12 protein-coding genes are annotated in these 13,557 nt (G+C 53.9%); 7 read left to right on the top strand and 5 right to left on the bottom strand.

All coding sequences use genetic code 11. The annotated features are described in order from the left end of the window. The first annotated feature begins 53 nt into the window (after positions 1-53). From rsxA to rsxC, 3 genes are read left to right on the top strand one after another with little or no spacing between them, the layout of a single operon-like run. A complete protein-coding gene (rsxA, locus tag ACUTQW_RS04295; RefSeq protein WP_004938443.1) occupies positions 54-635 on the top strand; it encodes an electron transport complex subunit RsxA in 582 nt (193 codons plus the stop codon). Continuing rightward, a complete protein-coding gene (gene rsxB / locus ACUTQW_RS04290; protein WP_004943888.1) occupies positions 635-1,207 on the top strand; it encodes an electron transport complex subunit RsxB in 573 nt (190 codons plus the stop codon). The genes rsxA and rsxB overlap by 1 nt, the downstream gene beginning before the upstream one ends. Continuing rightward, on the top strand, positions 1,200-3,605 hold the full coding sequence (gene rsxC, locus ACUTQW_RS04285; protein ID WP_064799962.1) for an electron transport complex subunit RsxC: 2,406 nt from the start codon (positions 1,200-1,202) through the stop codon (positions 3,603-3,605). The genes rsxB and rsxC overlap by 8 nt, the downstream gene beginning before the upstream one ends. 92 nt (positions 3,606-3,697) lie before the next feature. Here the strand turns inward: rsxC and ACUTQW_RS04280 are convergent, their stop codons facing one another. Next, entirely contained in the window at positions 3,698-4,591 is an 894-nt protein-coding gene (locus ACUTQW_RS04280; RefSeq protein WP_004943883.1) for a helix-turn-helix domain-containing protein, read from the bottom strand. Between the two features lie 379 nt (positions 4,592-4,970). Between ACUTQW_RS04280 and rsxD the strand changes: the two genes are divergently transcribed. From rsxD to nth, 4 genes are read left to right on the top strand one after another with little or no spacing between them, the layout of a single operon-like run. Next, on the top strand, positions 4,971-6,056 hold the full coding sequence (gene rsxD / locus ACUTQW_RS04275) for an electron transport complex subunit RsxD (RefSeq protein ID WP_020438948.1): 1,086 nt from the start codon (positions 4,971-4,973) through the stop codon (positions 6,054-6,056). A 9-nt stretch (positions 6,057-6,065) separates the two neighbouring features. Beyond that, positions 6,066-6,695 carry an electron transport complex subunit RsxG gene (rsxG, locus tag ACUTQW_RS04270; protein ID WP_004943879.1) on the top strand — a complete coding sequence of 210 codons (630 nt, stop codon included), beginning with the start codon at positions 6,066-6,068 and terminating at the stop codon, positions 6,693-6,695. Beyond that, the gene (locus ACUTQW_RS04265; RefSeq protein ID WP_037432793.1) at positions 6,692-7,390 is read left to right on the top strand and encodes an electron transport complex subunit E; all 699 of its coding nucleotides are present in this window, start codon (positions 6,692-6,694) and stop codon (positions 7,388-7,390) included. Before rsxG ends, ACUTQW_RS04265 begins: the two co-directional genes overlap by 4 nt. Beyond that, entirely contained in the window at positions 7,390-8,025 is a 636-nt protein-coding gene (gene nth, locus ACUTQW_RS04260) for an endonuclease III (RefSeq protein WP_004943873.1), read from the top strand. Before ACUTQW_RS04265 ends, nth begins: the two co-directional genes overlap by 1 nt. A 367-nt stretch (positions 8,026-8,392) precedes the next feature. Here nth and ACUTQW_RS04255 read toward each other — a convergent pair whose 3' ends face one another. The 4 genes from ACUTQW_RS04255 to ACUTQW_RS04240 all read right to left on the bottom strand — a co-directional run bounded on the left by ACUTQW_RS04255 (position 8,393) and on the right by ACUTQW_RS04240 (position 13,553). Further along, the gene (locus tag ACUTQW_RS04255) at positions 8,393-10,000 is read right to left on the bottom strand and encodes a glycoside hydrolase family 43 protein (RefSeq protein WP_006324971.1); all 1,608 of its coding nucleotides are present in this window, start codon (positions 9,998-10,000) and stop codon (positions 8,393-8,395) included. Further along, positions 9,997-11,373 (bottom strand): glycoside-pentoside-hexuronide (GPH):cation symporter, encoded by a 1,377-nt coding sequence (locus ACUTQW_RS04250; RefSeq protein WP_004943868.1) that lies wholly within the window; start codon positions 11,371-11,373, stop codon positions 9,997-9,999. Before ACUTQW_RS04250 ends, ACUTQW_RS04255 begins: the two co-directional genes overlap by 4 nt. 246 nt (positions 11,374-11,619) lie before the next feature. Beyond that, on the bottom strand, positions 11,620-12,522 hold the full coding sequence (locus ACUTQW_RS04245; RefSeq protein ID WP_037432790.1) for a helix-turn-helix transcriptional regulator: 903 nt from the start codon (positions 12,520-12,522) through the stop codon (positions 11,620-11,622). 179 nt (positions 12,523-12,701) lie between these two features. Further along, on the bottom strand, positions 12,702-13,553 hold the full coding sequence (locus ACUTQW_RS04240) for a helix-turn-helix transcriptional regulator (RefSeq protein ID WP_064798800.1): 852 nt from the start codon (positions 13,551-13,553) through the stop codon (positions 12,702-12,704). Positions 13,554-13,557 lie beyond the last annotated feature (4 nt).

Here is a 13,557-nt window from a genome sequence, read left to right as displayed (position 1 = left end):
GTTATGCCGCCAATTCCCGATAATAGGCGGCTTTTATTTTTTTAGGCATCGCAATGACCGAATACCTGCTCCTGTTTGTTGGCACCGTCCTGGTGAATAACTTCGTTTTGGTGAAGTTTCTTGGCCTGTGTCCGTTCCTTGGCGTATCCAAGAAGCTGGAAAGCGCCATCGGCATGGGGATGGCGACCACCTTTGTCATGACGCTGGCCTCCGTCAGCGCCTGGGTGATCAACACCTTTATTCTGGTTCCGCTGGATCTGGTGTACCTGCGCACGCTGTCATTCATTCTGGTGATCGCCGTTGTGGTGCAATTTACCGAGATGGTAGTGCGCAAAACCAGCCCGGCGCTGTATCGCCTGCTGGGGATCTTCCTGCCGCTGATCACCACCAACTGCGCGGTGCTCGGCGTGGCGCTGCTTAACGTCAATCTCGGCTACAACTTCCTGCAATCGGCGGTGTACGGCTTTAGCGCCGCCGCCGGTTTCTCGCTGGTGATGGTGCTGTTCGCCGCCATTCGTGAACGCTTGGCAGTCGCCGACGTACCGGCGCCATTTCGCGGTTCTTCCATCGCGCTGATCACCGCCGGGCTGATGTCGCTGGCCTTTATGGGCTTTACCGGGCTGGTGAAATTCTAATGACGGCGTTATGGATTGCTATTGCCGCGCTTAGCGCCCTCGGCCTGTTGTTCGGCCTGGTGCTGGGCTTTGCCGCGCGCCGCTTTGAAGTGGAAGAAGATCCGGTGGCCGAGCAGGTCGACGAGATCCTGCCGCAGAGCCAGTGCGGCCAGTGCGGTTACCCCGGCTGTCGCCCTTATGCCGAAGCCGTCGCCAACGGCGAGATGATCAACAAATGCGCGCCGGGCGGCGAGCAGGTGATGCTGAAACTGGCAGAACTGCTTAACGTCGAGCCGCAGCCGTTGGGCAGCGAAGCCGCCGCCGAGCCGGTGCGCCAGGTGGCCTATATCGATGAAGCCAACTGCATCGGCTGTACCAAGTGCATTCAGGCCTGCCCGGTGGATGCCATCGTCGGCGCCACGCGCGCCATGCACACCGTAATTACCGATCTCTGTACCGGCTGTGACCTGTGCGTTGCGCCGTGCCCTACCGATTGTATTGAAATGAAACCGGTCGCCACCACCACTGCCAACTGGAAGTGGGATATGAAGACGATTCCGGTGCAAGTGATCCACGTGGAGCAACATGCTTAATCTGTTCGCCGCCTTCAAAAAAGACCGGATTTGGGATTTCGACGGCGGGATCCATCCACCGGAAATGAAGACTCAATCCAGCGGAGTGCCACTGCGCACCGCTCCGTTGGCCGACAGTTTTATTATTCCCCTGCAACAGCATCTTGGACCGGAAGGCGAGCTGTGCGTCAACGTCGGCGACCGGGTATTGAAGGGCCAACCGCTGACCGTGGGCCGCGGCCGCACGGTGCCGGTACATGCGCCAACCTCCGGCACCGTCAGTGCCATCAAACCGCATATCACCGCTCACCCTTCCGGGCTGGCGGAGTTATGCGTGATAATCCAGGCGGACGGCGAAGACCGCTGGTGCGAACGCGTACCTGTGGCGGACTACCGCCAACTGGCGGCGCAGGATCTATTGCAACGCATTCATCAGGCCGGCATCGCCGGGCTGGGTGGCGCCGGTTTCCCGACCGCCAGCAAGCTGCAGGGCGGCATGAACGGCGTGGAAACGCTGATCCTCAACGCCGCTGAATGCGAGCCTTATATCACCGCCGATGACCGTCTGATGCGCGAACACGCCGACCAGATTATCGAAGGCACGCAGATTTTGCGTCACTTGCTGCAACCTAAAGTCACGCTGATCGGCATCGAAGACAACAAACCGGAAGCGATCGAAGCCCTGAAGCTGGCGTTGCGCGATCAACCGGGCATCGCCCTGCGGGTGATCCCGACCAAATACCCTTCCGGCGGCGCCAAGCAGCTCACCAAGATCCTGCTCGGCAAGGAAGTGCCGCACGGCAAGCACTCTTCCGCCATCGGCGTGCTGATGCAAAACGTCGGCACCGCTTTCGCCATCAAGCGTGCCATTGTCGACGGCGAACCGCTGATCGAGCGCGTAGTGACCCTGACCGGCGATGCACTCAGCCAGCCGGGTAATCTGTGGGCGCGCATCGGCACGCCGGTGCAGCATCTGTTGAATTTTGCCGGCTTCCAGCCGCAGGCACAGCAAATGGTGGTGATGGGCGGCCCGCTGATGGGCTTTACCCTGCCCGCCCTTAACGTGCCAATCGTTAAAATCAGCAACTGCATTCTGGCCCCGTCGGTTAACGAAATGGCGCCGCAGGAGCCTGAACAGTCCTGTATCCGCTGCGGTCTGTGCGTCGACGCCTGCCCGGCGGGCCTGTTGCCGCAACAGCTTTACTGGTTCAGCCGCGGCGAAGAACACGAAAAAGCCCGCAATCATAACCTGTTCGACTGCATTGAATGCGGCGCCTGCGCCTTTGTCTGCCCAAGCAATATTCCGCTGGTGCAGTATTACCGCCAGGAAAAGGCCGAGATTAAAGCCATCGATCAGGAAGCCGCACGCACCGCCGAAGCCAAGGCGCGTTATGAAGCCAAGCTGGCGCGACTGGAACGCGAAAAACTGGCGCGTGAAGAACGCCACAAGAAAGCCGCGGTCAAACTGACCGATGACGATCAGGATGCCGTTCAGGCCGCTCTGGCGCGCGTGCGCAGTAAAAATGCCGCGCCGGCGACCGGCACGGTGAGCGGTGATGCCCCAGACAACAGCGAGATGATTGCCGCCCGCGAAGCCCGCAAGGCTCAGGCTCGCGAACGCCGCGCCCAACAGGAGACGACAACCGCTCCAGATGCGGCAACGGCCGCCGAAGGTGAAGACCCGCGTAAAGCGGCGGTTGCCGCCGCGCTGGCACGGGTAAAAGCCAAGAAAGCCGCGCAGCAGGCCGGGGTTGAAACCCCTGTCGACACCGCGCCAGCCGAACCGGCAGCGGCGGTGACGGAGGAAGATCCGCGCAAAGCGGCGGTCGCAGCGGCTATTGCCCGCGCCAAAGCCAAAAAGGCAGCGCAGCAGGCCGGGGTTGAAACCCCTGTCGATACCGCGCCAGCCGAACCGGCAGCGGCGGTGACGGAGGAAGATCCGCGCAAAGCGGCGGTCGCAGCGGCCATCGCTCGTGCCAAAGCCAAAAAGGCGGCGCAGCAGGCCGGGGTTGAAACGCCTGTCGATACCGCGCCAGCCGAACCGGCAGCGGCGGTGACAGAGGAAGATCCGCGCAAAGCGGCGGTCGCAGCGGCCATCGCTCGCGCCAAAGCCAAAAAGGCGGCGCAGCAGGCCGGGGTTGAAACGCCTGTCGATACCGCGCCAGCCGAACCGGCAGCGGCGGTGACAGAGGAAGATCCGCGCAAAGCGGCGGTCGCAGCGGCTATTGCCCGCGTCAAAGCCAAAAAGGCGGCGCAGCAGGCCGGAGTTGAAACGCCTGTCGACACCGCGCCAGCCGAACCGGCAGCGGCGGTGACGGAGGAAGATCCGCGCAAAGCGGCGGTCGCAGCGGCTATTGCCCGCGTCAAAGCCAAAAAGGCGGCGCAGAGTCTGGCTACGGCTGAGGCAGATAAAGAGTAAAACGACGGTAGCGCCTTGCCGAACGCAAGGCGCACCAGACTGAGCCCCTCAATTATACGTGAGTGCCGCTGGCGATCATTTGGGCACGCAGCCTAATCAATAGAAATCAGATAGGTGTAATCAACGTCGATCTGACGCATCTTCGAGTCCTGATTCCACTCTTTGGGTTGAATAATTTCCATTTCTACGCTGCCCTGCACTTCATGGCGCAGCCCCGGCATCACATGGGTCACCAGATAAGCGAAGAACTGTAAACACTCTTTCGCCGTGCCCAGATGGTTGATAGAGATATACTCGCGGCCGGGAATATGAATATTGTCGATCTGATGCCCCGAAAGAATATCCTTTTTGTTCTCCGCCTCCACCGCCATCACGTGGGTGGATGACCACTGCTTGTCATCACGGTTACGGGGGGAGTGGATGCTGTACACCCGGCGGCAGTCCACGTTCAACCCACGGAAGAAATCGGTGAAAATCTCGTCCTTCATCGCCATGCAAGAAGCATGTTCGATTTCCGTTTCACCGGCAAAATCCAGCTGGCGCGAGAAGCCGACCAGTTGCATATCCGGCAGCGTTACACGTTTCACCTCCGGATAGTAATCGGCCGCGAAGCTGGCGTCGAAACTGAAACGCGGCATCAGGTTCTTCACATCCCATTTGTCCATCGAGCGGTAACGGTTAGGGGTGGTGTCGAAACGCTGTTTGAACATGCGCGTGAAGGTCTGCTGGGAGTCAAAGCCCAATTCGTCTGAGATGTCGATGATCGAACGGTGGGTAATGCGTAACGCCACTGCGGCACGCGTCAGGATGCGTGAACGGATGTAGGTGGCGAGTTGAATGCCGGTGATACGCTTGAATTTGCGCTGCAAATGCCACTTGGAGTAGCCGGAAATGCGTGCGACTTCGTCCAGATTAGGCCGTTTCTCCAGATGTATCTCAACCCACTCAATTAATTCTTCAATAAAAAATACATCTTCATTAGTCATTATTATGCATTCACTAACTTAATAATACTCGGGATAATAACCCACATGGATTATGTAAAAGTTGTTATTTTGTGCGAAAAAACGTACCAAAAATAACATACAAATCCAGCGGTTATCGCCTGACGCCGGCCCGCGATGCCAACAGTTTGACTACTGCATGCTCAAGCTAGCGTAGTTTTGCCGCGAAAAAAAATCCGATCGCGCCACGGCGCGATTAAGCCACAGCGCAACCTGTGCTAAAAGCCTAATACCCCTACAATTAAGACGTATTACCCTTTCAGTGATTGAGGTAGAATGCAGCGCTATTATTTTCCCTGCGTCTCCGCTGTGAGGCGCGTCGAACCTGCCGATCCACGGCAAAGATAGGTGTAGTGATTCTATGAAGTTCAGGCCGGTACAACAAACAGCCGCCAAAGGCTTGCACATCGCCAGTTCCCCTTTCACCCATAACCAGCAAAGCACCAGCCGCATCATGCTGTGGGTGATGCTGGCTTGCATTCCGGGCATGGCGGCGCAGGTGTGGTTTTTCGGCTACGGTAACCTGATCCAAACCGCGCTGGCGATGATCGTCGCCCTGTTGGCGGAAGGCGCTATCCTCGCCCTACGCAAATTACCGGTACGCGCCCGGCTGGCGGACAACTCGGCGCTGCTGACCGCGCTGCTGCTCGGCATCAGCCTGCCGCCGCTGGCCCCCTGGTGGATGATTGTTATCGGCACCTTCTTTGCCATCGTTATCGCCAAACAGCTTTACGGCGGCCTGGGGCAAAACCCGTTCAATCCGGCCATGGTCGGTTACGTGGTGCTTCTGATCGCCTTCCCGGTGCAGATGACCAGTTGGCTGCCGCCGGATGAACTGCGCGCCACCGCCCTGTCGTTCCAGGACACCCTGCTGGCTATTTTCAGCGGCCATACCTCGCAGGGCGCCACTATTCATGAACTGCAAATGGGCGTTGACGGCATCAGCCAGGCTACCCCGTTGGACGGTTTCAAAACCGGTCTGCGCAGCGGTCATAGCGTAGAGCAGATGCTGCAACAGCCGCTGTTCGGCGGCGCGCTTGCCGGCATCGGCTGGCAGTGGATCAACCTCGGCTTCCTGGCAGGCGGCTTGTTTATGCTGGCGCGCCGCCTGATTCACTGGCAGATCCCGTTCAGCATGCTGGCGACCATCGCTATCTGCTCCGGCCTGGCCTGGTGGTTTGATCCCGCGCATCAGGCATCGCCATTGATCCACCTGTTCTCCGGCGCCAGCATGCTGGGCGCGTTCTTTATCGCCACCGACCCGGTCAGCGCCTCCACCACGCCAAAAGGCCGCCTGATTTACGGCGCGCTGATTGGCGTGCTGGTATGGCTGATCCGCGTTTATGGCGGCTATCCAGATGGCGTGGCCTTCGCCGTGTTGCTGGCCAATATTACCGTGCCGCTGATCGACCACTACACGCAACCGCGCGTGTACGGCCATCGCTAAGGAGCCATGATGCTAAATTCAATGAGAAAGCATGGCACCACGCTGGCGGTGTTCGCCGCAGTGACGACCGGCTTGACCGCCGTGGTGCATAGCCTGACGCAGAAAACCATCGCTCATCAGGCGGAACTGCAGCAAAAAGCGCTGCTTGATCAAGTGGTGCCGCCGGAAAACTACGATAACAACATGCAGACCGAATGCTTCCTGGTCAGTGACCCGGCGCTGGGCAACGGCGCCCCGCACCGCCTGTATCTGGCACGCAAGAACGGCCAACCAACGGCGGCGGCACTGGAAACCACCGCACCGGATGGTTATTCCGGCGCCATTCAGCTGCTGGTCGGCGCCGATTTCAACGGCACCGTGCTCGGCACCCGAGTGATCGAACACCACGAAACACCGGGGCTGGGAGACAAGATTGAGCTGCGCATTTCGAACTGGATTTCGTTCTTCAGCGGCAAGAAAATTGAAGGCGCGGACGACAAGCGTTGGGCGGTGAAGAAAGACGGCGGCATGTTCGATCAATTCACCGGCGCCACCATCACGCCGCGCGCGGTCGTCAACGCCGTTCGCCGCACGGCATTGTATATGGAAACGCTGCCGCCTAAACTCAACACCTTACCTGCCTGCGGAGCCAGCGAATGAGTGAAGCAAAAGAGTTGATTGTCCAGGGGTTGTGGAAGAACAACTCCGCCCTGGTTCAGTTATTGGGGATGTGCCCGTTGTTGGCCGTCACCTCCACCGTTACCAACGCCCTGGGGCTGGGGCTGGCGACCACGCTGGTGCTGACGCTGACCAACGGATCCATTTCTGCGGTGCGTCGCTGGGTGCCCAGTGAAGTCCGTATCCCTATTTACGTCATGATCATCGCGGCCGTAGTGAGTATCGTGCAGATGCTGATCAACGCCTACGCCTTCGGCCTTTACCAGTCGCTGGGGATTTTTATTCCGCTGATCGTCACCAACTGCATCGTGGTCGGCCGCGCCGAAGCGGTGGCGGCTAAAAAACCGATCGGCCTGTCGGCCCTGGACGGCATGGCTATCGGTCTGGGCGCCACCGGCGTCATGGTGACTCTGGGAGCGATGCGCGAGCTGCTCGGCAACGGCACCCTGTTCGACGGCGCCGATATGCTGCTGGGAAGCTGGGCCAAGGTGCTGCGCATTGAAGTGGTTCATTTCGACAGCCCGTTCCTGTTGGCCATGCTGCCGCCAGGCGCCTTTATTGGCCTGGGCCTGCTGTTGGCGGTGAAATACCTGATTGATGAACGGATGAAGGCGCGCACCGCCAGAGCGTCGGTGGCAGAACCGGCGCTGGAACCAGGACAAGCAGAGAAAGCGTAATGAATAAACTCAAACGCCTGGAAATTCTGACCCGGCTGCGTGACAACAACCCGCAGCCCACCACCGAGCTGGTCTATACCACGCCGTTCGAGCTGTTGATTTCAGTGCTGCTTTCCGCGCAAGCCACCGACGTCAGCGTCAACAAGGCCACCGCCAAGTTGTATCCGGTGGCCAATACCCCGGCGGCGCTGCTGGCGTTGGGCGTCGACGGCGTCAAAAGTTACATCAAGACCATAGGCCTGTTTAACAGCAAGGCCGAGAACGTCATCAAAACCTGCCGCATGCTGCTTGAGCTGCACGGCGGCGAAGTGCCGGAAGATCGCGCCGCGCTGGAGGCATTGCCCGGCGTAGGCCGCAAGACCGCCAACGTGGTGCTCAACACCGCCTTTGGCTGGCCGACCATTGCGGTAGATACCCATATCTTCCGCGTTTGTAATCGCACGAACTTCGCGCCGGGCAAAAACGTCGATCAGGTCGAAGAGAAGCTGCTGAAGGTGGTGCCGGGCGAGTTCAAGGTCGATTGCCATCACTGGTTTATCCTGCACGGCCGCTATACCTGCATTGCGCGCAAACCCCGCTGTGGCTCCTGCATCATTGAAGATTTATGCGAGTTCGCTGATAAAACCGAGGTGTAAAGTACAAATAAAAACCCGCATGCGCACCTTTCCATCGTGAAGTTATGGCTTTATGTCAAGGCTCACAATCAGATGGGGGATCGGGCAATCTCTGGTTATTTATTGTCACGGCAACGTCTCAGAGCCGGTTTCATCCACTGTGCGTGCCATGCCGTTGAGAGCCGCCAGCACGCCGAGAGTGAACCTGGCCTTCCCGACTGAAGCTATCGCCCTGAGCAAGGCGCTGTGTTGCTGATCTGCCCAGGGGCCGCACGTTCAGACAGTTTTCATATTGTGCGACTAGTCAGTGATAGCGCCCTGCAGCGCGGCGACACCGCGAATGATTGGAGTTGAATCTGTCAGTTTTCCATGACGAGGTATTTCCTGCTTATTTATCTTCAATAACCGGGACATAAGAAAAATAATCAAAATCTGCATACGCGTTTTCCCCCGTAAAGTCCTGGCAACAGATACCGACAAACGCGCCAGTAAACCGCTCATGGCCTTTTTCTTTGAAGTATTCATCGGACAGCTTGCTGTATTCAACATAGCCCCCCACGCGATGCCACTCTTTCTCGTCACAGGAGTAAAAGAAGAAGGCAGCATCATGGCTAACCTCAACTTTTAGGTGAACCGGACCATCATGCTCCAGTTCAATCCCCTTTTCCGTCGGTTGATTGAATCTGTTCAGATCATTAATCATCAGGTTAAGGGTACGCTTCCTCTCACCGTCAGCCGTCAAAAACAAATAAATGTAATTAGTGGTATCGTAAATACAGACCAGCCCTGCCATTTGCTGGAAAGACGTCGGTGTGAAATCAACGCATGTTTGTGCCCTGAAAGCGAAGTCCGTTTGCCTTCTGGCCACCAAACTCTGGCAATGGCGGGAACTGAGGGACTCTTTGCCATGCAACCGCAACCACCCTTTTTTGGCTTTCAAGCTGCAAATTTCCTCAGGCAGCGGAATGCGCAGGCTTTGAAAGTGTAGCGGCAACGTGGGCGAGTCAAAATCATCCCGTTGCGGCTCATCAGGCCAGGGTTTTTCCGGTAACCGGCAGTGGACGACAAGATCCGCAGTCGTTTTCTCATTGGACAGTCTTAACCAACCGTCGTGGCTCCAGTAAACTTTTTGGATGGCGGTTTCCCTGCCCATTGGGCTTCTGCCGCGTGAAGGCAAAGGCCGGCCACAGAGGTGAACCATAAAACACTCGCCCATCTCGGTTTCAACCAGATCGGCATGACCCGTACGCTGCAAGGGAAGCCGACAATCATAACGGGAAGTCATCATCTGGCCACAGGGATCGGTTTCGTACGGCCCCAGTAAATGGCGCGAACGTGCCATAGTCACGCCATGATTGTAGAACGTCCCCCCTTCTGCCGTTAAGAGATAGAACCAACCGTTCCGCTCATAAATGTGTGGCCCTTCCGTCGTGCCCAGATCGCTTCCGTTATAAATCTTTTGACACTCACCGATGAGTTTTCTGCTTTCCTCATCGTATTGCTGAATGATGATGCCATTCCAATGGGGGAAACCCGGCTTCCCCCCATCCCGGTAACTCATCTCCATACTCACCAGCCACTTGGTACCGTCGCTTTTATGAAACAGCGACGGATCAATTCCCCGGCTGTTGAGATAGGTTGGCTCAGACCATTCCCCCTCAATGTCAGAAGTCGTCACGATAAAATTGTTGGCATCCCAAAACCTGCCCGTCAGGTTTTTTACATCAGTGTAAACCAAGTAAAATTGCCCCTTATCGACACTCAGGCAAGGCGCGTAGATCCCGCCAGAGTCCGGATTGCCTTTCATATCCAACTGGCTCGCCCTGCTAAGGGGGTATGAGATTAATTTCCAGTTTTTTAAATCAAAAGATTTATAGAGACAGATACCCGGAAACCATTCGAATGTTGAAGTAACGATATAATAGGCATGATTAGCATAGATAATAGAAGGATCCGGGTTAAATCCTGGCAAAATAGGGTTTTTAATGATTGTCATCTTAACTCTCCCTTTACTTCTGAAAGATCGTCGGCAGAGGCATTTTTTGGCGAATACGTGCCACCATCCCTCTTCTGTTCAAGATTATATTTTCTGAGAATCAGGATAAGACTCAAAATTAACATCGCAGGAATAACCGTGAAGATAAGACGAATACAAAGAGTGGCGGTATCCGCTTGAGTAGCCGAGTTTCCTATATAACCACCGACCGTCAGTAACCACCCCATCAATGCTCCGCCTATCGCAATACCGACTTTGATGGCAAAAATGTTCGTTGAAAAAACCAGCCCGCTGAATGACTTCCCGGCTTTACTTTCAATATGGTCAATGATATCGCTGAGGAGACTCCATTGTAACGGCGTTGCCGTAGAGTTTATAAAATGGATGCATCCGATAATCACACAGATAACAACGACATATTGTGCCGGAACGAAAAACAGACCGATCATGATGGCCGCCTGCACCGTCATTGCCATTTTATAAGCAAATAATCGATCTAATGTCGAGTACAGAGCAGTGGTAAACATTGATCCAAAAAACTTGGCGCCAAGAATAATAGTTAAAATAATACTGACCAGATCGGGTCGATGTAAATAATAAGTAACGAAATACATTGCGCCACCGGTTTTTAAAATACCGGCCGTCAGGTTCACCACATTGAGTAAAAATAACTTCCTCCAGTTTCTATCGGATGAAAGATGGCGGAGTTCTTTAAAAACAGTGCTGAACTTCTGTGATTTGTCTACAGGGCGAACATACTTTTCATTGGTCAATGCGAAGCAAAGATAAAACATAACGGTGCTGATTATCCCCATCAACACCATAGCGTAAAAGTAGCCGTGTTGCAGATTGCCGCCCCCCAGGGTTTTAGTCAGCGGCAGCGCAATAACCGAGACAATGATCCCGCCCAGCGCCGCGAAGGCAAAGCGGTACGATTGCATGGAAACGCGTTCGTCCGGGTTTTGGGAGAGGTTATTAATCATGGCGCAATAAGGGACGTTTACCAACGTATAAAGCAGTGATAATGCAGTATAAGAAACATAGGCATAGATGAGTTTGCCCGTTTCACCGAATTCTGGGGTGAAAAAAGTGAGAGAGCCGAGAATACCGAAGGGCAATGAGAACCAAAGTAAGTAGGGTCTGAACTGTCCGTGCTTTGTTGAGGTGTGATCGGCTAAAAATCCGATGTACACATCGAAAAAGGCATCCAGGATACGTACGACGAGAAACATGATTCCCATATGAAAGGCGCTGAGGCCATAAATATCCGTATAAAAATACGCCATGAACAACATGATGGTTTGCCAGATGATGTTCGATGCGCCATCGCCCAATCCATAGCCTATTTTCTCTTTAACCGTGAGTTTAGACATGTTGATACCTTTTGAGTTTTTATAGAGTCAGAAAGCACTGACGTCCTGGTATCAAAAATAATCTTTACCTTGGGAGGCGGCTGTAACGGAAAGTGGATTTTATATAATTTTTTTGCGTTTGCAGGGTAACGGAGATCACCATTTTGGAAAGTGATGATTGCCTGAATTCCGAAGACATGGGTTTGAACGGTCGTTTCGCCGTGTGGGAACGACGGCCAGGTTATATAACCTGCTTCTAATGGGGTTTTAGGGTTTCTCCTGGCGGACAAGATTATCGTGCTTAGTAGACAGTTGCTTCGTGGAGCGACTGTTAGTTCTGAATGTTTTAGGCGTTACCCCCATTAGCGATCTGAATTTGAAACAATAGTAGGCACTGTCGGTAAATTCGCACTGATAAGCAATGTCAGTAATGCTTAACTCGGTGTTTCTGAGGAGTTCGGTGGATTGAGAAATTTTTTTCCCGACCAGGTACTCTTTAAAACTGACTTGCATGATTCTTTTGAACGTTCTGGAGAAATGGCTTGTCGAGAGAGAGCAATGCGCAGCGGCTTCGTTCAACGTCATGTTGAAGGTTGCGTTTTTTTCAACATGTACGACCAAATCAATTATCTTGTCGAAGATGTTATTTTTTTCATCACTGACGGTGACTTGCTCAGCATATTGAGCATGGGTAAACACCGTATTGAGTAAGAGTATTAACAACGGATTCGCTTCACAGAGAGTATGGGGAGCGTCATGCATATCGGTAAACCATCTGAAGAGAAATTGCATGCGTTCGGCATCGCGCTCGTTCAGTTGCAATACAAACCCGGCGTGCGGAGGCGTCACGGGGAACTGATATTTCAAACGATTCAGCACCGTATTATTGTATTGCAGCAAGAAGCGCTCATGATTATCGGTGAATGCCAACTCCATGTCATGGAGTCTCATCGGCCCCACAAAGACTAAGGTATTGTCTCTCAGTTTGAATTTTTCGCTGCCGATAGAGTAAAAACCTTCGGCGTGGCGAAACCACATAATCTCATGTTCCAAATGTACGTGGGGCCTGATGTATACCCCTTTCTCAGGCACAGCCTCCCGTGCGCGCAACATGTAATCTGTGCCCAGCGTCGTTTCAATTTTTTCGAAAAAGTGATCTACGTTCCACATAATACGCAAATTTCTTATAAAAAGACGTCGATAACGCCATTTGTTACGCCTTTTAAAGCTAAAAATCAACACCGTGCTTGACTGAGTTTGAAGACCCGCCTTTTGCCGCACCGCATAACGGCCGGCAGGTCATTACACTAATATGCTCATTACATAATGTCCCGCCTCGTCTTAAGGATTCAAAACTCGCCTGTCTTGCGTATTCTTATCCTGAAGTTTCTTGGTGAGCACCCCATTATTTTTTTGAACTTGGCACAGAAATAAGCGCTGTCCGTGAAATCAGTTTGCTCCGCTATTTCACTGATTTTTAGCTCGGTAGAAGATAACAGTCGCACAGCTTTCGTAAGTTTCCGCGTTAATAAAAAATCTTGCAGTGTTTGCCCAAAAATGGATTTGAAAGTGCGAGAGAAATAAGACACGGACCAATCACAGCGTTTTGCCGCCAGAGATGTTGCAAGTGTATACTCTTGGTTAATATCGATATAACGAATGAGCTCGATAAGCCTGTCGATATGCTCGGCTGCAATAGTAGATGCGGGACAGTTTATTTTTTGCAGTGTAAACAATAAAAATATTTTCAACAGCGACAACACCAACTCTTCTGCGTTGTCCTGCTTCAGGTGCTCCGTAGCCCAGCCCAGCAAATTTTCGATCCTGTCTGCTTCGCTCTGAGTGACATAGCCTATCATCGGTTGAATGCGTTGTTCGGGTTGCAGATTGATGGCGCAGTTTTGCAGCCACTGCACTTCAAACTGAAGTAAGTACCGCAAATGGTCTTGTTGCGGTTCCAACTGCATCTCATGGCACAACAAGGCAGGAATAAATATCAACGTATTGTTTTTAATCAAATAAGTTTCATTGCCGATGGTGAAACTGCCCCTTGCCGCAGGAAACCACATAACCTCATACATTAAGTGGAAATGCGTTGCGATAGACAGGCCAACAAAGTGGGTGCTGTCATCGCGCCTTAACGTGAATGCCCGCCCCGTGGGGACAGGAATATGTTCATAAATGGGACCGGCATCACTCATGGAG

This window comes from Serratia sp. TSA_7 (assembly GCF_052692135.1).
The sequence above is the reverse complement of the archived record's forward strand: the minus strand, read 5'-3'. Positions and strand labels throughout refer to the sequence as shown.

Coding starts and splice junctions, on each gene's coding strand:
- rsxC (WP_064799962.1), top strand. CDS start 1,200: ATGCTTAATCTGTTCGCCGCCTTCAAAAAAGACCGGATTTGGGATTTC.
- rsxB (WP_004943888.1), top strand. CDS start 635: ATGACGGCGTTATGGATTGCTATTGCCGCGCTTAGCGCCCTCGGCCTG.
- ACUTQW_RS04240 (WP_064798800.1), bottom strand. CDS start 13,553: ATGAGTGATGCCGGTCCCATTTATGAACATATTCCTGTCCCCACGGGG.
- nth (WP_004943873.1), top strand. CDS start 7,390: ATGAATAAACTCAAACGCCTGGAAATTCTGACCCGGCTGCGTGACAAC.
- rsxG (WP_004943879.1), top strand. CDS start 6,066: ATGCTAAATTCAATGAGAAAGCATGGCACCACGCTGGCGGTGTTCGCC.
- ACUTQW_RS04250 (WP_004943868.1), bottom strand. CDS start 11,373: ATGTCTAAACTCACGGTTAAAGAGAAAATAGGCTATGGATTGGGCGAT.
- ACUTQW_RS04245 (WP_037432790.1), bottom strand. CDS start 12,522: ATGTGGAACGTAGATCACTTTTTCGAAAAAATTGAAACGACGCTGGGC.
- rsxA (WP_004938443.1), top strand. CDS start 54: ATGACCGAATACCTGCTCCTGTTTGTTGGCACCGTCCTGGTGAATAAC.
- ACUTQW_RS04280 (WP_004943883.1), bottom strand. CDS start 4,591: ATGACTAATGAAGATGTATTTTTTATTGAAGAATTAATTGAGTGGGTT.
- ACUTQW_RS04255 (WP_006324971.1), bottom strand. CDS start 10,000: ATGACAATCATTAAAAACCCTATTTTGCCAGGATTTAACCCGGATCCT.
- ACUTQW_RS04265 (WP_037432793.1), top strand. CDS start 6,692: ATGAGTGAAGCAAAAGAGTTGATTGTCCAGGGGTTGTGGAAGAACAAC.
- rsxD (WP_020438948.1), top strand. CDS start 4,971: ATGAAGTTCAGGCCGGTACAACAAACAGCCGCCAAAGGCTTGCACATC.